This is a genomic window from Streptomyces sp. L500 (assembly GCF_054551825.1).
On sequence record NZ_JBTOLC010000001.1, the window covers coordinates 413,689 to 431,320 of the forward strand.

Sequence of the window (17,632 nt, forward strand, 5' to 3'; positions counted from 1 at the left end):
CACGTGAGAGAGCCGAGAACGACGATGAGCCACCCCCAGCCGGGCCCGTACGGCCAGCAGCCGCCGCCCGCCCCCTACGGCCAGCCCGGCTACGGCTATCCGCAGCAGCCCGGCTACGGCTATCCGCACCAGCAGGCTCACTCGTACGGCCAGCCGGGACCGTACGGACAACCGGGCCCCTACGGACAACAGCCCGGCATGCCGATGCCGATGCCGTACCCGCCGCCCCTCCCCCCGCACAACAGCAACAAGGGCAAGGCCATCGGCATCGCGCTGGGCGCGGTCATCCTGGTCGGCGCGATCGTCGTGGGCGGCTTCGTGCTGATGTCGGGCGGCCACGGGGGTGGCGGCGGCACCGGGGGCGGTGGGGGCGCCAAGGGCGGCGGGGGTCCGGTCACGGAGGCGGGCCCGCGCCACAAGCTCGTCACCCCCGACACGATCCTGGCCGGCGAGTACCGCAAGGAGACCGGCGCGGACCTGCCGGTACTGGGCTCGGACGAGAAGGCCGACCTCCGCCACATGGGCGTCGCCGACCCGGAGACCATCTCGGGCGCGTACGAGACGGGCAGCCCGGGGCCGACGCAGAAGAAGGTCCGCTTCACCGGCGCCTGGGGCCGCATCAAGACCCCGGAGCGCGTCGTGGACGGCATGTTCGCGTCGCTGGGCGCCGCGCTCAAGAGGGACGACGGCGACGGCGAGGGCCGCATGGAACTCGAGGGCACCGCGGAGCGCGTCACGCCCTCCGGGCTGGACGACGGCGCGGTGATGAAGTGCCAGCACACCCACCTGGTCGGCACCACCGCCCCGGGCGGCAAGCCCATCACGATGCAGATGTGCGTCTGGGCCGACCACAGCACGACGGAAGCGGTGTTCAGCCTGGACACGGCGGCGGTCCTGGCGGGAAAGAAGGTCCCCCTGCCGGAGGCGGCGGAGCTGACGTCGAAGGTACGCAAGGACACGCGGGTGGAGCTGACGAAGTGACGAGCCGTCGCGTAGGGGTGGCGACACTGGCGGGAACGGCCCTGCTGGCGCTGGCGGGGCCGGCGCTGGCAGGTTGCGACAGCGCCGACCGCAACTCCGCGACCCGTCCGACAGCGATTCCGTCTGCCACAACGGCAGCAAGCCCGTCGCCAACAGCCATCGCAAACCACTACCGGCTGACGACACCGGACACGATCCTGGACGGCCGCTACAAGAAGGCGCCCGGGGAGGACAAGGACGTCGCCGCGGACCAGCTGAGCCGGGCGACGCTCCTCCTCGGGGTGACGAACGGACAGCGGGTGCACGCCGTGTACACCACCGAGCTCCGCAAGGACATGAGCTTCACCGGCATCTGGGGCCGGGTCGAGGACCCCGAACGCTCGGTCGACATGCTGTTCCTGACCTCGGCGACGGCGGCGAGGAAGGACAAGCGCCTCAGCACGTTCACCTGGTCGGGCAGCCCGCAGAGGCTCACGCCCGAGGGCCTCGACAAGGACACGGTGCTGAAGTGCCAGGGCACGCGCTTCACCCTCGCGGGCACCGACGACAAGCCGACGCACATCAGGACGTTGTGCGCGTGGGCCGACCACGACACGGTCGGTACGGTCTCCCTGGCCGACGCGTCGTTCGCCCGCTACGGGCGTGACATCCCCCTCGACCGGGCGGCCGAACTCACCGCCGGCCTCCGCCACGACGCCCGCACGGCCGTCTCGCGGTAGCACGCACGGGACTTGTTCCGAAACCGTTGCGGGGCCGAGGTAAAGCCGGAATAAGCCATCGGGAAAGATGGCGCAGAGCTGTCGCGTGTCGCGTGAGAGAACTGCGTCGAAGAGGAACTGATGAGCTACCCCCAGCCGGGCCCGTACGGCCAGCAGCCGCCGCCCAACCCGTACGGCCAGGGCGGCGCCCCCGGCCAGCCCGGCTACGGCTACCCCCAGCAGCCCCCCGCCCCCTACGGCGCCCCGCCGCCCCCGCCCCCGCCGCCGGGCACGCCCTACGGCGCCCCGCCCCAGCAGGCCGGCTGGGGCCAGCCCCCGGCCCCCCAGCCCCAGGGCTGGGGCCAGCAGCCGGGCATGCCGGGCGGCTACCCGCCCCCGACCCAGCCGAGCGGCGGCGGCGCGGGCAAGGCGATCGGCATCACGGTGGGCGTGCTGGTCGTGGTGGGCGCGATCGTGGGCGGCGTGCTCTTCCTGAACGGCGGCGGCGGTAGCGGCGGTGACGTGAAGCCGTACACGATCGACCTGCCGGTGTCGGTACTGGACGGGAAGTTCGTCGAGGCCCCCGTGCCTGCGGGCGCACAGCAGAACCAGCCACAGAGCCTCGCCGACAACGAGCAGGCCAAGGCGGCCGGCATCGAGAACGGCACGTCGGTGAGCAAGCGCTACACCAACCCCGAGAAGCAGGGCTTGTCGGTCGGCGGCACCTACGGCACCATCAGCGACCCCAAGAAGACCGTCGATTCTCTGCTCGCCCAGGCTGACGAGCGGCAGAAGAAGATCACGGGCGCTAGCAGCAAAATCGACTCCGGCCCTTGGACGGACTACTCGCCGAGCGGTTTCGACGGCGCCGTGATGAAGTGCAGGACGCAGAAGATCACCATCACCATGGGCCAGTTCTCGTCCGAGGTTGATAGCGCCAGCTGCGTCTGGGGCGACACCAGCGCGGTCGGGTCCGTCTCGCACCAGGTCTCGAAGAGCAACTCCCCCTACGGCGCCGCCGCTGGCGCGGCCACCGGCAACGTCATGTCCACCCAGGAACTCTCCGACGCGACCGCCAAGATCCGCAACCAGGTCCGCAAGGAGAAGTAGCCCAAGGGATTCACTCCCACGCGGCCACCACGAACGCCACATCCTGGAGTTCGTGGTGGCCTTCCCTTTATCAAGAGCCTCGACCTGAAGGCATCTCGTTCCTGCATGCGCTCAGCCACCAACACATGCCGCACAGCCAATACGAGCCATTGTTGTCTTGATCGAACCTGTCAAGCGCTGGCCAATGGTCGGTAGCGTACTCAAGTTGATCAAGAAGCGAACGCCCGGCAGGCAACCGCTGGGCGATAGCAGAGGAATGGACAGCTCGATGCACAAGGTGATCCGACGAGCCGCAGCTGCCGCTGGCGCTGTCATGGCCGCTGGCACACTTCAGTTTGCAATGACAACTCCGGCCGAGGCCACCCCCGCTCAGTGCCGAACATACTTGAGCACCTATGGATACCGAATAGGGTCGGGCGTGGAGGATGCGTGCAGCTACGCATACGACGGAGAGATCGCTAGCGGCTTTCCGGCCCGTTGGGCGTGCATGAGCAAGCTTCAGAAGCTCGGCGTCAAGGAAAAGCACTTCGACTTTGCGTGCAACGCACGCTGACATCGAGCACGCCTAGAAGGTGGCGGCAGCCGCAAGCTCTGCCCCAGCCAGAGGAAGGCTAGGGTCAACGTTCGGCAGCCGCCACGTCTACCTAACACAAGACCATGGCTTCACTGCCGCAGGCCACATGCGGCACCCGCACGCCGTCCCTCACGGCAACTTCGGCGGGTACGCCTTGAACGCAGACGTGTCCAGGGCGAACGAGAACGGCTCTCCGAGCTTGATCGGCTCACCGAACTCGTACGTGTCGACGGTCCGGTACGCCGAGCCCTGCGGTCGCGAGTGCAGATTACAGGTGCCGTCGTAGGGGTCGACGAGGAGATACAGCGGAACCCTGCTCATGGCGTACCAGAGACGCTTCTTGACGTAGTCGCTGTTTCTATCCGAGGACACCACCTCGACAGTCATGCGAACCCGATCCGCTGGGAGCGGGTTGCGCTTGTCCGCCACATCCTCAGCAGTCGTGATGGTGAGATCCGGCTTGGGCTCAAATCCGGGAATCTCCGAGATGAGGGCCTGCTCACCAAGGGCCTCCCAACCATTCGCGTCAAACTGGGTCACCAGCTTCGACACAATGCGGTTGTGCAGCGGTGCCGCCGATGCCTGCATAACGATCTTTCCGTCAATGAGCTCGATCTTGAATACGTCGAGCTCAGGGATCCTGTCCAGAAAGCGCAGCAGGTCGTGATCGGGCTTGCCTCGCAAGACAACCTCGGCAACGTCGTGGTCCGTCAGGGTCATCGCGGCGCCTCCTTCCAGGCCCAGCATCCCGGGCGGCAACCGCCCCCGCAGCCACAATAGCCACGATCGGGTGGTCCCGCGTGAAGCGAATCGATTCGCCATACGCCTCCCGCGCTATCGGGTGATCCCCCAGCTTCCGGGACGCCGAAGGGGGCCCAGTGGGCCCCCTTGTACGTGACAGCCGCGCATGCCCACCCGGCATCGCGGCGGCCGTTGCGTTGCGCCAGCGGAAATCACCACATAAGACCGCCCGAACGAGTGATCGTTCGCCAATAGTCGGAAGCACAGGCGTTCCCGCTCCTAGCTTCGGGCCATGGTTACTTCACACCACGAGGCGGCTCACCGGATATTCCAGGACCGTCCTGAGCTGCTCGACCCCGTGTTCCGGATCCTGGGCGTGCCCTTGCCGGAAAAGGCAGCCGTCGAGGTGCTCACGGCGGACGTCACGGAAATCCGGCCGTTGGAGCGGCGCGTGGACAGCGTGCTGCGCATCGGTCCTCCGGGCGGCAGTGGGGGCTTCGTCCTCGCCATCGAGGCGCAGGGGCGGCGCGACCCCGACAAGGCGATCAGCTGGGCGTACTACCTGTCGTATCTGAAGTCGAAGTACGGGTGCCCGGCACTGCTCCTGGTGGTCTGCCAGGACAAGACGACCGCCAACTGGGCTGCCGGTCCCTTCCGCCTGGGGCCCGAGGGCTGGACCGCGCTGTCACTTCACCCACTGGTCCTGGGACCTGTGAACGTCCCGGTCATCACCGACCCGGACCGGGCTGCCGGGAACCTGGCACTGGCGACGTTCTCCGCCATCACACATGGCAGCGACCAGGAAGCCCCGGCCATACTGGAAACGCTGGCCCGTGCGCTGAGCACAGCCGACCCGGAGTCCATCGCCTACTACTCGGAACTGCTGGAAATCGGCCTGGGAAACACCCCGGCACGAGACATCTGGAGGAACCTCATGCCGCGTACCTACTTCCCCGGCCGTGGCACCCTCATCGAGCAGACGTGGCAGGAGGGTGAGACCACGGGCCATTTGAGGGGACGCGCAGAGGCAGTACTGCGTGTGCTGGAACAGCGGAAAATCCCTGTGTCCCCCGAGATCCGCGAGCGCGTCCTGACCTGCACCTACCTGGACACGTTGGGCCAGTGGCTGGACCGTGCCGTCATCGTCTCCACGGCCGAGGAAATCTTCACCAGCGGGGACTGACGCCCGGTGTACGTGCTGAGGGGGCGCCCCGCCTTCCGGCCGGGCGCCCCCTCAGTACGTACTCCGCGAAAACCTACGCGCTCTTCTCGTGCCGTTCCCCCGGCTCGTTGCCGCGCGTGCGCGGTACCAGGGTCGGGTTGACGTTCGACTGGACCACGTCCGCCGTGATGACGACCCGCGCGACGTCCTTGCGCGACGGGACCTCGTACATCACCGACATCAGGACCTCTTCCATGATGGCGCGCAGACCGCGCGCCCCCGTCCCCCGCAGGATCGCCTGGTCGGCGATGGCCTCCAGGGCCGGGCGGTCGAAGTCGAGCTCGACGCCGTCGAGTTCGAAGAGGCGCTGGTACTGCTTCACCAGGGCGTTGCGCGGCTCGACGAGGATCTTGAGGAGGGCCTCGCGGTCCAGGTTGTGGACGCTGGTGATGACCGGGAGGCGGCCGATGAACTCCGGGATCATCCCGAACTTCACCAGGTCCTCCGGCATGACCTCCTGGAACTGGTCGCTGGCCTCGATCTCGCGCTTGGAGCGGATCGTGGCGCCGAAGCCGATGCCCTTCGCGCCCGCGCGGGACTCGATGATCTTCTCGAGGCCGGAGAAGGCGCCGCCCACGATGAACAGGACGTTCGTCGTGTCGATCTGGATGAATTCCTGGTGGGGGTGCTTGCGGCCGCCCTGGGGCGGGACGGAGGCCGTGGTGCCCTCAAGGATCTTCAGCAGGGCCTGCTGGACGCCCTCGCCCGACACATCTCGTGTGATCGACGGATTTTCGCTCTTTCGGGCGACCTTGTCGATCTCATCGATGTAGATGATGCCGGTCTCGGCCTTCTTGACGTCGTAGTCGGCGGCCTGGATCAGCTTCAGCAGGATGTTCTCGACGTCCTCGCCGACATAGCCGGCCTCCGTCAGGGCCGTGGCGTCGGCGATGGCGAAGGGGACGTTGAGCATGCGGGCCAGGGTCTGGGCGAGCAGCGTCTTGCCGGAGCCCGTGGGGCCGAGCAGCAGGATGTTGGACTTGGCCAGTTCGATGCCGTCGTCGCGGTTGTGCGCGCCGTTCTCGCCGGCCTGGACCCGCTTGTAGTGGTTGTAGACGGCGACGGAGAGGGCCTTCTTGGCGGCCTCCTGGCCGACGACGTAGCCCTCGAGGAACTCGTAGATCTCACGGGGCTTGGGAAGCTCCTCCCAGCGCACCTCGCTGGTCTCCGCGAGCTCTTCCTCGATGATCTCGTTGCAGAGGTCGATGCACTCGTCGCAGATGTACACACCAGGACCCGCGATGAGCTTCTTCACCTGCTTCTGGCTCTTGCCGCAGAACGAGCACTTGAGCAGATCGCCGCCGTCACCGATGCGTGCCACGAGGTGCTTCCCCTTCGCCTGGGATCCGCCTTGCTCTGCGAACCCGAGTGCTTGCCTATCGACGGTACCTTGCCGGGCCCCCCGCGCGGGCCCCCCTTGGACCTACTCGGCCAAGGGAGGGCCCGTCGTCGGCGGCGCGGTGGTGGCCGGGACCGGTCGGACCGACTGGTGCGGTCAGACGGTCACGGACGACTTGCGCGTCGAGACGATCTGGTCGACCAGACCGTACGCGAGCGCGTCCTCAGCGGTGAGGATCTTGTCGCGCTCGATGTCGTCGCGGATCTTCTCGATCGGCTGGGTGGAGTGCTTGGCCAGCATCTCCTCCAGCTGGGTGCGCATCCGCATGATCTCCTTGGCGGCGATCTCCAGGTCGGAGAGCTGCTCGCGGCCCGTCTGGCTGGACGGCTGGTGGATCAGCACCCGGGCGTTCGGAAGCGCCATGCGCTTGCCGGGGGTACCGGCGGCGAGGAGGATCGCGGCGGCGGACGCGGCCTGGCCCATGCAGACCGTCTGGATGTCCGGCTTCACGAACTGCATCGTGTCGTAGATGGCCGTGAGGGCCGTGAACGAGCCACCGGGGCTGTTGATGTAGATCGAGATGTCGCGGTCGGGGTCCATCGACTCCAGGCACAGCAGCTGCGCCATGACGTCGTTGGCGGAGGCGTCGTCGATCTGGACGCCGAGGAAGATCACGCGCTCCTCGAAGAGCTTCGCGTACGGGTCGTACTCGCGCACGCCCTGCGAGGTGCGCTCGACGAAGCGCGGAACGACGTAACGGGCCTCGGCCTGGGGGCCGGTGTAGAGGCCGCTGGGGGACGAGATGTTCATGCGGGTGTCACTCCTGGTGGCGATGTGGGCTGGGTACGGCCGGCGGGCGGTCCTGCTGCCGGGGCGGTCAGGCCCCGGTGCCGCCGCCGCCCGGAACGCCGGAGGCGTGCGTGATGATCTCGTCGATGATCCCGTACTCCTTGGCCTCCTCCGCCGTGAACCAGCGGTCGCGGTCGCCGTCGCGGATGATCGCCTCCACGGTCTGACCGGTGTGCGCGGCGGTGATCTCGGCCATGCGCTTCTTGGTGCGCAGCAGCTGCTCGGCCTGGATCTTGATGTCCGAGGCGGTGCCGCCGAGGCCCGCGGAGCCCTGGTGCATGAGGATGTCGGTGTTGGGCAGCGCGAAGCGCTTGCCCGGGGTGCCGCCGGTCAGCAGGAACTGGCCCATGGAGGCCGCGAGGCCCATGCCGATGGTGACCACGTCGTTCGGGATGTACTGCATGGTGTCGTAGACCGCCATGCCCGCCGTCACCGAGCCACCGGGGCTGTTGATGTAGAGGAAGATGTCCTTGGTCGGGTCCGCGGCCAGGAGGAGCATCTGCGCGGTGATCTTGTTGGCGATGTCGTCGTCGACCTGCTGGCCGAGGAAGATGATCCGCTCCCCGAGCAGCCGGTTGTAGACCTGGTCGCCGAGGCCACCACCGATGGCGATCTCACCGGCGGCGGAAGGCATCAGATTCGTCACGTATCCACCTGCTCGTCTCTGACGGCAACGGGCCGTCTCCGCGTCTTCTCTGGGGACCGGGGTGGCGTGGCCGGTACGCGCCGACGCGCTGCCATGTCTCCCCTGCCCTCGTATCTACGGACCCTAACGCGCTGGTCGGCAGGCGCCATCCCGCATCAGGAACTGTTCGCTCTGAGCGCAGGTTCCCCCCGCGCCAAAGGGCCGTGCACAGGCCGCGCACAGCCTGTCCGGGGGTGCGCGACGGGCCCGGTCGCGCGGTCCCGCCGAATGGCGGGGACCGGCACGTCCGGGCCCGTCGTCAAACGCTCCTGCGAGCTCCCCCGGGCGGCTCCGTACGGGGGTCGTACGGGCCCGTCAGGGGGCAGGCCGGGCGACCCGGCCGGGGAGGGGTGAGGCTCAGGCCTCGGTGCCCTCGGCGGCCTCGACCGTCTCGGTGGCGGCCTCGACCTCGTCCTCGTCGTCCTCGAGGTTCACGACCTCGCCGGCGGAGTCCTTGACCGTGGCGGCCTCGACGACCGTCGCGAGGGCCTTGCCGCGGGCGACCTCACCGACGAGCATCGGGACCTGGCCCTGCTCGACGACGGCCTGCGCGAACTGGTCGGGGGCCATGCCGGAGGACTGGGCGCGGCGCACCAGGTGCTCGGTGAGCTCGTCCTGGCCGACGGAGACCTTCTCCTTGTTGACGATCTCGTCGAGCACGAACTGGGTCTTGATGCCCTTCTCGGACTGCTCCTTGAGCTCGGCCTCGAACTCCTCGACCGTCTTGCCCTGCATCTCGAGGTACTTCTCGAGGTTCATGCCGATCTGGCCGAGCTGGTGGTGCTCGAGGTTGTGCTTGCGGGTGTTGACCTCGTCCGCGAGCAGCTTCTCGGGCATCGGGACCTCGACGAGCTTCAGCAGCTCGTCCAGGACCTTCTCCTGGGCCTGGGTGGCCTGGTCGAACTTCTTCATGCGCTCGAGGCGCTTGCGGCTGTCGGCCTTGAGCTCGTCCAGCGTGTCGAACTCGCTCGCCAGCTGGGCGAACTCGTCGTCCAGGGCGGGCAGTTCACGGGCCTTGACGGCCTTGACGGTGACCGAGATCTCGGCCTCCTTGCCCTCGGCGGAGCCGCCCTTGAGCTCGGAGGTGAAGGTGGCGGAGCCACCGGCCTCCAGGCCCGTCACGGCGTCGTCGATGCCGTCGAGGAGCTGGCCGGAACCGATGGTGTAGTCGACGTCGGCCGCGACGCCGTCCTCCAGCACCTCGCCGTCGACCTTGGCCTCCAGGTCGACGGTGACGATGTCGCCCTCGGCGGCGGCGCGCTCGACCGGGGAGGTGGTGGCGAAGCGCTCACGCAGCTGCTCGACGGACTTCTCGATGTCCTCGTCGGTGACCTCGACGGCGTCGACGGTGACCTCGATGCCGGAGTAGTCCGGGATCTCGAGGGCCGGGCGGATGTCGACCTCGGCGGTGAAGGAGAGCAGCTCGCCGTCCTTCAGCTCGGTGATGTCGACCTCGGGCTGACCCAGCGGGTTCAGCTCGGCCTCGTTGACGGCCTCCGTGTAGAACTTCGGAAGCGCGTCGTTGACGGCCTCCTCCAGCACGGCGCCACGGCCGAAGCGCTGGTCGATGACACGGGCCGGGATCTTGCCCTGGCGGAAGCCCTTCACCGTGACCTGCTGGTTGATCTTCTTGTACGCCGCGTCGAGGCTGGGCTTGAGCTCCTCGAAGGGCACCTCGACAGTGAGCCGAACCCGAGTCGGGTTCAGGGTCTCCACGGCGCTCTTCACGGTTCGGTCTCCTTGGGGCTGACTTCTGGGATTCTGCCGACCGGCGGATGTTGCCGATCGGCGGACCGCGCCCGGTTCAGAGACACACAGACGCGCAGCTTGCATAGTAACCGCACGCACGAGGGGCCCCACAATGTGATCTTGCTGGTCGGGGTGGCCGGATTCGAACCGACGACCTTCCGCTCCCAAAGCGGACGCGCTACCAAGCTGCGCCACACCCCGTCGGTGCGACACGTAGGGTACATGCCCCCAGGGGTGCCGGACGCCGCTTTTTCGCAGGGCAGGACGGGGACGACGGTGCACGAGGGGGCGCGTGGGGGGCGCATCCGGGGGCGGCGTGCGGCGGACCGCCCCGACCCGCTACGATGCACACCGTGCCGCACCGCCATCGGGGTGCGTACGGCGCACGCGGGCGTAGCTCAATGGTAGAGCCCCAGTCTTCCAAACTGGCTACGCGGGTTCGATTCCCGTCGCCCGCTCCACATGACGCCTCCGGCCCCGCCGGAGGCGTTTTTGTTTCGCCCGGCACTCGGTCCGGCACTCGCTCCGGCCCTCGGCCCCGCCTCAGAACTTGATGCCGTTTATCGTCTGCGCGAGCGAGCTGAGGAAACGATTGATCGACGGTGCCATGCCCGTGGAGGCGAGGAAGAAGCCGAAGAGGATCGCCACGATCGCCGGCCCCGCCTTGATGTTCTTACTGCGGATCATCACCACCAGGATGATCGCCAAAAGCAGCACCACGGACAGTGAAATGGCCACAACTGATCACACCTTCGGTCGGAAGCACCTGGCCGGGCCCGGGAGCCAATGCCGTCCCGCACACCCCCCACCCGACCATCGTGCCACCAACTCGCCTCCGGTTGCGATGCCGTGACGATTCATCGGGGTATTACCAGGGGTTCTCAGGGAGAGGGGTGAAAACGGAACCATGCATTCGGAGCAATAGTGTGATCAGTGCCGGGAGCGCGCCGGGTTACGCGCCCCGCAGATGGCGGATGAGCGCCTCCAACGCCCCCCAGCCCTCGTCCGACTCGCCGTCCCCCAACGCGTAGAAGAAGCCCGGCCCGGACTCCGGCCCCAGCCGCAGCGGGGCCTCCGGCAGGGGCGGGCGGGCCGCGCGGTCGTGGCCGGCCTCCCGCACCCCCTCCGCGCCCAGGGCGAACGCGTACGGCACCGGGAGCCGCTCGAAGCGGGGCGGAGCGGTCAGGTCCCGGCGCGCCTCACGCAGCTGGCACACCATGGTCTTCAGCCCGTACCCGGTCACCAGCTCGCCGGCCAGCGCGGGCAGCGCGTCCAGCGGCAGCCGCTCGCCGGGGCCGTAGCCGAGGGTGAGGGTGACGTCCTCCTCCACGCCGTCCGGCGTGCGCTCCACGCGCAGCGTGGCGAGGGCCGGGCGGTCGGGGGTGCCGACGGCCATCGTCCAGGTGGGCTCGGGGGCGCGCCGGTAGGCCAGATCCGTCAGCTGGCGGCGGGACCAGGCCAGGCCCGCGGGTTCCGCCGTGCCCCAGCCGGCCGGCGGGCCGCCCGTCAGCGCCCGCCAGGCGGCCTCCAGCGCGCCGCCGAGGACGAGGTCCGCCTCGGGCCGGTGGTGGGTGCGGAAGGAGACGACGAGCTGGCGCTCCTCGGTGCGGGCGGTGCCGGCGGTGCGCGCGGGCTCCGCGAAGGCATCCGCCACCGGCGTCTCGCCGTCCTCGCCCCGGTCCGGTACGAAGGCGCCGTCCTGCCAGCGCAGCACCGCGCCGGTCAGGCCGTCGTAGTAGCCGCCGCGCTCGTCCTGCACCACCCAGCGCGACGGGGTGGACTGGAGGAGCTGGCGGGTGGCGAGGGAGAGGTGGCAGTGCGGCGGCGTCACGATCTGCAGGGCCCGGTCGCTCTCCACGGTGGCGCGGAGCACTTCCGAGAGCCAGCTGGTCATGGGGACGACGGGCCGGTCCTGGAGGACGATCGCGGCCTGGTCCGTGAGCATGTCGACGGCCGGCTGGGCGGCGGCCGGCACGGGGACGGCCGTGATGCCCGAGACGTCGACGGGGCGGGCGGCCCCGGTGGTGCCGGGGGCGTCCGGCGGCCAGACCCGGCCGCCCAGCAGCATCGTCAGCCGGGCCGCGAAGGCGCCCGCGAGGCGCTCGGCCTCGGGGACGCCGGTGGTGGCCCGGGCCTCGATCCACCAGGCGGGGCCTTCGCCCGCAGGCGCGGCGCCGGGGCCGAGCAGCCGGTCGGCCTCCCCGGGCACCTGGAGCATCAGGGGCGCCTCGATCGAGACCAGCGGCCGTCCCTCGGCGTCGCAGAGCTGGATGACGGCGCCCTCGCCGGTGGTCTCGACCCGCAGGTCGGGGCCGCCGGCGAGGAGGCCCGCCAGGACGCTCGTCGCGTCCGGCATGCGCTCGGTGAGCGCGATCACGTCCTTGGTCATGCGGTGTTCCCCGTGTCTCCCGTGGTGACTGTGCTGCCGGTGGGTTCGGCGTCCTCCGCCGCCAGCGCCGTCTGGATCAGTCGCGTCGCCTCGCCCCGGCGGACGAGCGTGCCGCGGCCGGGCGGCTGCGCCCCGGCGTAGACGCCGGGGAAGAGCTGGCCCTCCTGCCGGTCGCCGGCCATGACGACGGCCGTGGTGCCGCTCTCGCGCAGGGTCATCAGGAACGGCTCGTAGAGCGCCCGCGAGGCGCCCGCCACGCGGCGGGTGACGACGAAGTGGAGGCCGATGTCCTGGGCGGAGGGGATGAACGGCAGGAAGGGCGCGAGCGGTTGCTGGCCCGCGGTGGTGAGGATGTCGTAGTCGTCGATGAGGATGACGATGCGCGGGCCGGAGTACCAGGTGCCGGACGCCAGGGCGTCCTGGGCGGCGAGGTCGTCGGGCATCCGCTTCTCGAGCTCGGTGGCGATGCCGGTGGCCAGGGCGCCGCAGAGCCGGGAGTTGTGCGCGTAGCCGCCGCGGTACTCCTCGGGGATCAGCTTGCGCAGGCCCCGGCGGGGGTCGAAGACCGCGAAGACGATCTCCTCGTCGGAGTAGCGCTCCATGAGCCCCTGGGCGACCAGCCGCAGCATGTTGGTCTTCCCGCACTCGCTGTCGCCGAGGATCATCAGGTGCTGGTCGCGCCTGAACAGGTCGAGCAGGACGGGCGCGAGCGCCGTCTGGTCGAGGCCGATCGGCACGCGGTTGGGCTCGGCGGACACGGACGGCAGCGAGGGCGCCGGGATGCGGGCGGGCAGGACGCGCACCCGCTGGGCGCCGTCGCCGGACCAGGACGAGCGGATGACCATGGCGGCCTGTTCGACGGCCGGGCCCAGCTCGGAGGTACTGGCGAGGGAGTCGATGCGGGGCAGCGCGGTCTGGGCGAAGAGCTTGCCGTCGGTCAGGACGCGGCCCTTCTCGTCCGGGCCGAGGGTCTCGGCGAGCTTGCGGTCGATGCTGGAGTCGCCGGGGTCGTTCAGGCGGAGCTCGACGCGGGTGCCGAACATCGACTGGGTGGCGATGCGGCAGTCGTTCCAGCGGTGCATGGCGGCGACGACGTGGATGCCGTAGCCGCCGCCGCGCTTGAGGAGGTCGTTGACGGCGTCCTCGATCTCCTCGAAGTCGTCGCGCAGGGCGCCGAAGCCGTCGATGAGCAGCACGATCTCGGTGGAGGACAGCTCGGGCAGCCGGCCCTCGGCGCGCAGTTCGCGCAGCCGCTCGACGGAGTCGATGCCGTGCTCGCGGAAGAGTTCCTCGCGGGCGGCCAGCATGCCGCGCACCTCTTCCACGGTGCGGCTGACGCGTTCGCGGTCGGCGCGGCCGGCGATGCCGCCGACGTGGGGCAGCCCGGAGAGCGCGGCGAGGCCGCCGCCGACCAGGTCGAGCCCGTAGACGCCGGCCTCGCGCGGGGTGTGGGTCATCGCCAGGGACAGGGCGAGGGTGCGCAGCAGGGTCGTCTTGCCGGACTGGGGGCCGCCGATGACGGCGGCGTGGCCGCCGGCGACGGTGAGGTCGAGGATCCACTGGCCCTGCCACTGCTTGGCCGGGTCGTCGAGGAGGCCGAGCGGCACCCGCATGGGGCCGGGGCGGACGGCCAGTTGCATGCCGCGCGTGCCGGCCTGGAGGGGGCCGGCCGAGGTGTCCAGGGCGATGGCCCGGGGCAGCGGCGGCAGCCAGATGGCACGGGTGGGGACGGCGGCGTCGCGGAGCTGGTCGACGACGACGGACATGGTGGTGGGGCCGGGGTTGCGGTGGCGCATGGCGGGCTGTTCGCCGTCGCCCGGGGCGTCCTCGGGCTCGCCGAGGGTGTTGAAGTCCGGGTAGGGGAAGACAGCGGGGCCCTCGTCCTCGGTGGCGCGCGTCACGGGGCCGCGATAGGGGCCGGAGACGAAGCTGGCCTTGAACCGCTCGTAGGCGCTGGTGTCGACCTTCAGGTAGCCGAAGCCGGGGATGGGCGGCAGGTGGAAGGCGTCGGTGGTGTCGAGGACGGTGCGGGACTCGTCGGCGGAGAAGGTGCGCAGGCCGAGCCGGTAGGAGAGGTAGGTGTCCAGGCCCTTGAGCTTGCCGCCCTCGATGCGCTGGCTGGAGAGCAGCAGGTGGACGCCGATGGAGCGGCCGATGCGGCCGATGGACAGGAACAGGTCGATGAAGTCCGGCTTGGCCGTGAGGAGTTCGCCGAACTCGTCGATGACGACGAACAGGTGGGGCAGCGGGTCGAGGTCGGGGCGGGTCTCGCGCAGGGCGGCGTAGTGGCCGATGTCGGCGACGTTCCCGGCGTCCTTGAGGACCTGCTGGCGGCGCTGGACCTCGCCGGCGAGGGAGGAGTGGACGCGCTCGACGAGGCCGGCCTGGTTCTCCAGGTTGGTGATGACGCCGGCGACGTGCGGCAGGTCGGCGAAGGGCGCGAAGGTGGCGCCGCCCTTGTAGTCGACGAGGACCATGGCCAGGTCCTCCGGCGGGTGGCTGGCCACCAGCGCGAGGACGAGGGTGCGCAGGAGTTCGCTCTTGCCGGAGCCGGTGGCGCCGACGCACAGGCCGTGCGGGCCCATGCCGAGCTCGGAGGACTCCTTGAGGTCGAGCAGGACGGGCTCGCGGGAGTCGCTCACGCCGATGGGCACGCGCAGGAAGGCGCGTTCGCCGCGCGGCTGCCACAGGGACTTCACGTCCAGGGCGGCCGGGTCGTCGATGCCGAGCAGCTCGGCGAAGTCGACGGGGCCGGACAGGGGCGCGTCCACGAGGGATTCGGCGGACAGCCGCAGGGGGGCGAGCAGCCGGGCGATGCCCTCCACTCCGGCGGCGGTCGCGTTGTCGGCGGTGCCCTCGGAGACGACGGGCTCGGCGGGGCGCAGGTCCTCGATGTGGACCCGGTCGCCGTCGACGGTGATGCGCAGGGACACCTGGCCGGGCTCCTGGACGCGCTCGGCGACCAGGTGGAGGACGGTGACGCCCATGTCGGTGAGGCCCACGGCCTCGTCGGGGCGCGGCAGTTCGCGCGCGTCCTGGCCGTACTCGTCGCTGACGACGAGGAGGCGGCTCGCCATCTCCAGGGCGTCCCGGCCGGACAGGCCGCGCCGCACCTCGGCGGCGTAGGAGGCGCGGGCGCGCAGGTCGGCGCCCATCAGCCGGGCGAGCTGCGCGAGCGCGGGGGCGATGCGGCGGGCGGCGACGGGCCCGTCGTGCTCCTCGGTGTCGAGGGTGTGGGGCAGCCACTTGAACCAACCCCAGTCGGCCATCCGCTCGCCCGGGCAGGCGAGCGCGAAGGCCACGTCGTCGGGGGCGTGGGTGACGGCGGCCTGGCTGAGCAGGGCGCGGACGACGCGCAGGACGCCCTCGCGGTCGCCGACGACGCTGACGTCGCCGACGCGGTCGAGGGGGACGGTCAGGGGCAGGTCGGCCGCGGTGGAGAAACGGTTCTTGAGCGCGCCCGCCTCGTTGAGCATGAAGCGGTCCGGCGGGGTGAGGACGCTGCCGCCCTGCTGGCCGACCTTCAGGGGCCGCGCGGGCATCCGTCCGGTGCCGACGCGCACCTTGAGGAAGTCGCCGTCGAGACGGCGGCGCTCCCACAGCCGGGCCGGGTCGCGCACGATGTCGTAGAGCGCCTCGGGCGGTGGGTTGAGGACGCGGGCGGTCTCGCGGCGCTCGCGCTCCTCGGCGCCCAGCTCCTCGCGGAGCTCCTCCAGGTATTCGAGGTAGCGCTCGCGCTGCTGGCGGCGGGTGCGCTGGGCCTTGCCGCGCTGCGACAGCAGCATGCCCACCGAGCCGATCACCGTGACGACGAGCACGATCGCGCCGAGCCCTGCGAACTGGCTGTTGCGCACGACCGTCATCATCACGACGGAGCTCATCACGCCCGCGATGGGCATGAGGGTGTGGAGGGCGCCGCCGGTCTTGCCCTCGGGCAGGTTGGGCGGCGGCTCGATGGTGCGCTCCTCCGGCGCCGGCAACGGCCGGGTGGTGCGGGCGGGGCGGTGGACTATTCGCGTGGTCATCGGGAGGTTCGCCTGCTCATCGGGAGGTTCGCCGGCATCGGGACGTTCGACGGCATCGGGAGGTTCGCCGGCTCAACGGGAGGTCGGCCGGTATCGGGTCGTTCGACGGCTCATCGGGGCGTTCGCCGGCTCATGGCCCGGGTGAGGACGTCGGCGGCGAGCTCGGTGACGGCCTCGCGGGTCACCTGCCCGAGCAGGTCGGTGCGGATCGGGCCGCCGGCGGCGAGGTGCCGGTCGTAGGGGAGCATCAGGACCTTCACGCCGTCGAGCTGGAGGTGCTCGCTCGCCGCGGTCACGTCGAGCGTCATGTGGGGGGACGACGCGGCGACGACCACCACGGTTCCCGTCAGCATCCTCGGCCGCCCCAGCGACGCCATCCAGTCCAGCACCGCGCGGGTGCTGGTGACGCCCTCCACGGTGGCCGGGGTGACCAGCACCCGCGCCTGGGCGGCCGCCAGCGCGGTGCGCGACAGCTCGCTCGGCAGGGTGTCGCAGTCGACGACGGTGATGCCGAAATAGCGGCGCAGCGCGACCATCACCGTGCGGTAGTCGGGCAGGTCCAGCCGGCTGCCGACGCGGCCCTGGCTGCCGGGCAGCAGCCAGCCCCGGTCGGGGAGCTGGACGAGGTAGCCGACGACGTCGGTGAGCTGCATCGAGGGGTCGATGATCTGGGCGAGGTCGCTGGTCGTCCAGCGCACCTTGGTGACGCCCAGCCGGGCCGGGAGCGTGCCCAGCGCGGAGTCGGCCTCCAGCATCAGGACGGGGTCCTGGCGGTAGTGGGCGTAGGTGCGGCCGAGCAGCGCGGAGACGGTCGTCTTGCCCGCGCCGCCGCGGATGCTGGTGACGACGATCTGCCGGCCGGTGGTGAGGGGTTGCTGGAGCGCCTGGGCGACGCGTGTGGCCTCCTCCACCTCGCGGGTGGCCGAGGAGCCCACCAGGCGCCGCAGCGAGCGCGAGGTCCGCTTGGCGGCGGAGTCGCCGCTCAGCGGCTTGCCCTTGACCAGTTCCTCGGGGAGCGGGATCTCCATGGTGACCGGGGTGGGCAGGGGACGGGGGGCGGGTGCGGGCACCGCCGCCGCGGCGGCGGGCCGGGCGTCCTCGACGGGGGCGGGCGGCCCGGGGACCTGTGGGTCCTCGGTGCCGCCTTCCGCCGTTCGCGGCCCGTCGGCGAGCTCGTTCAGCTCGTTCGTCAGGTTCCGCAGGTTGCGCAGGACGTCGCCCTGCCAGTCGTCCTGGGACATGCCTCTCTCCTGGAACTCAGAACTGGTGG

General features: G+C 70.4%; 13 protein-coding genes and 2 tRNA genes. 5 read left to right on the forward strand and 10 right to left on the reverse strand.

The annotated features are described in order from the left end of the window. Positions 1-24 precede the first annotated feature (24 nt). From ACX9I7_RS02055 to ACX9I7_RS02065, 3 genes are all read left to right on the forward strand, one after another. Complete coding sequence (locus ACX9I7_RS02055; protein WP_459386314.1) at positions 25-981, forward strand: hypothetical protein; 957 nt, start codon at positions 25-27, stop codon at positions 979-981. Then, positions 978-1,700 (forward strand): hypothetical protein, encoded by a 723-nt coding sequence (locus tag ACX9I7_RS02060; protein WP_459386315.1) that lies wholly within the window; start codon positions 978-980, stop codon positions 1,698-1,700. The genes ACX9I7_RS02055 and ACX9I7_RS02060 overlap by 4 nt, the downstream gene beginning before the upstream one ends. 120 nt (positions 1,701-1,820) lie before the next feature. After that, positions 1,821-2,789: a hypothetical protein gene (locus ACX9I7_RS02065; protein WP_459386316.1), complete on the forward strand. Its 969-nt coding sequence runs from the start codon at positions 1,821-1,823 to the stop codon at positions 2,787-2,789. Positions 2,790-3,492: 703 nt separating this feature from the next. On the opposite strand, the gene ACX9I7_RS02070 is transcribed toward ACX9I7_RS02065, so the two are convergent. Continuing rightward, entirely contained in the window at positions 3,493-4,083 is a 591-nt protein-coding gene (locus tag ACX9I7_RS02070; protein ID WP_459386317.1) for a Uma2 family endonuclease, read from the reverse strand. Positions 4,084-4,462: 379 nt separating this feature from the next. Between ACX9I7_RS02070 and ACX9I7_RS02075 the strand changes: the two genes are divergently transcribed. After that, a complete protein-coding gene (locus ACX9I7_RS02075; protein ID WP_387575822.1) occupies positions 4,463-5,287 on the forward strand; it encodes a hypothetical protein in 825 nt (274 codons plus the stop codon). A gap of 73 nt (positions 5,288-5,360) precedes the next feature. On the opposite strand, the gene clpX is transcribed toward ACX9I7_RS02075, so the two are convergent. From clpX to ACX9I7_RS02100, 5 genes are all read right to left on the reverse strand, one after another. Next, on the reverse strand, positions 5,361-6,647 hold the full coding sequence (gene clpX / locus ACX9I7_RS02080) for an ATP-dependent Clp protease ATP-binding subunit ClpX (protein ID WP_126914137.1): 1,287 nt from the start codon (positions 6,645-6,647) through the stop codon (positions 5,361-5,363). 174 nt (positions 6,648-6,821) lie between these two features. Next, positions 6,822-7,475, reverse strand: coding sequence for an ATP-dependent Clp protease proteolytic subunit (locus ACX9I7_RS02085; protein WP_071963375.1), 654 nt, complete (start codon positions 7,473-7,475; stop codon positions 6,822-6,824). A 67-nt stretch (positions 7,476-7,542) separates the two neighbouring features. Beyond that, positions 7,543-8,148: an ATP-dependent Clp protease proteolytic subunit gene (locus ACX9I7_RS02090; protein WP_126917990.1), complete on the reverse strand. Its 606-nt coding sequence runs from the start codon at positions 8,146-8,148 to the stop codon at positions 7,543-7,545. Between the two features lie 408 nt (positions 8,149-8,556). Beyond that, positions 8,557-9,927, reverse strand: a complete 1,371-nt coding sequence (gene tig / locus ACX9I7_RS02095) for a trigger factor (RefSeq protein WP_387575819.1) — start codon at positions 9,925-9,927, stop codon at positions 8,557-8,559. 145 nt (positions 9,928-10,072) lie between these two features. Next, a tRNA-Pro gene (locus ACX9I7_RS02100) sits at positions 10,073-10,149 on the reverse strand. 186 nt (positions 10,150-10,335) lie between these two features. Here ACX9I7_RS02100 and ACX9I7_RS02105 point away from each other — a divergent pair. Continuing rightward, positions 10,336-10,409, forward strand: a tRNA-Gly gene (locus ACX9I7_RS02105). Between the two features lie 82 nt (positions 10,410-10,491). Here the strand turns inward: ACX9I7_RS02105 and ACX9I7_RS02110 are convergent. The 4 genes from ACX9I7_RS02110 to ACX9I7_RS02125 all read right to left on the reverse strand — a co-directional run bounded on the left by ACX9I7_RS02110 (position 10,492) and on the right by ACX9I7_RS02125 (position 17,603). Next, complete coding sequence (locus tag ACX9I7_RS02110; RefSeq protein ID WP_126914139.1) at positions 10,492-10,686, reverse strand: hypothetical protein; 195 nt, start codon at positions 10,684-10,686, stop codon at positions 10,492-10,494. A 214-nt stretch (positions 10,687-10,900) separates the two neighbouring features. Next, on the reverse strand, positions 10,901-12,337 hold the full coding sequence (locus tag ACX9I7_RS02115; RefSeq protein ID WP_459386318.1) for a DUF6177 family protein: 1,437 nt from the start codon (positions 12,335-12,337) through the stop codon (positions 10,901-10,903). Next, on the reverse strand, positions 12,334-16,362 hold the full coding sequence (gene eccCa, locus ACX9I7_RS02120) for a type VII secretion protein EccCa (RefSeq protein WP_387575815.1): 4,029 nt from the start codon (positions 16,360-16,362) through the stop codon (positions 12,334-12,336). The genes ACX9I7_RS02115 and eccCa overlap by 4 nt, the downstream gene beginning before the upstream one ends. Positions 16,363-16,472: 110 nt before the next feature. Then, positions 16,473-17,603, reverse strand: a complete 1,131-nt coding sequence (locus ACX9I7_RS02125; RefSeq protein WP_387575813.1) for a MinD/ParA family ATP-binding protein — start codon at positions 17,601-17,603, stop codon at positions 16,473-16,475. Between the last annotated feature and the right edge of the window lie 29 nt (positions 17,604-17,632).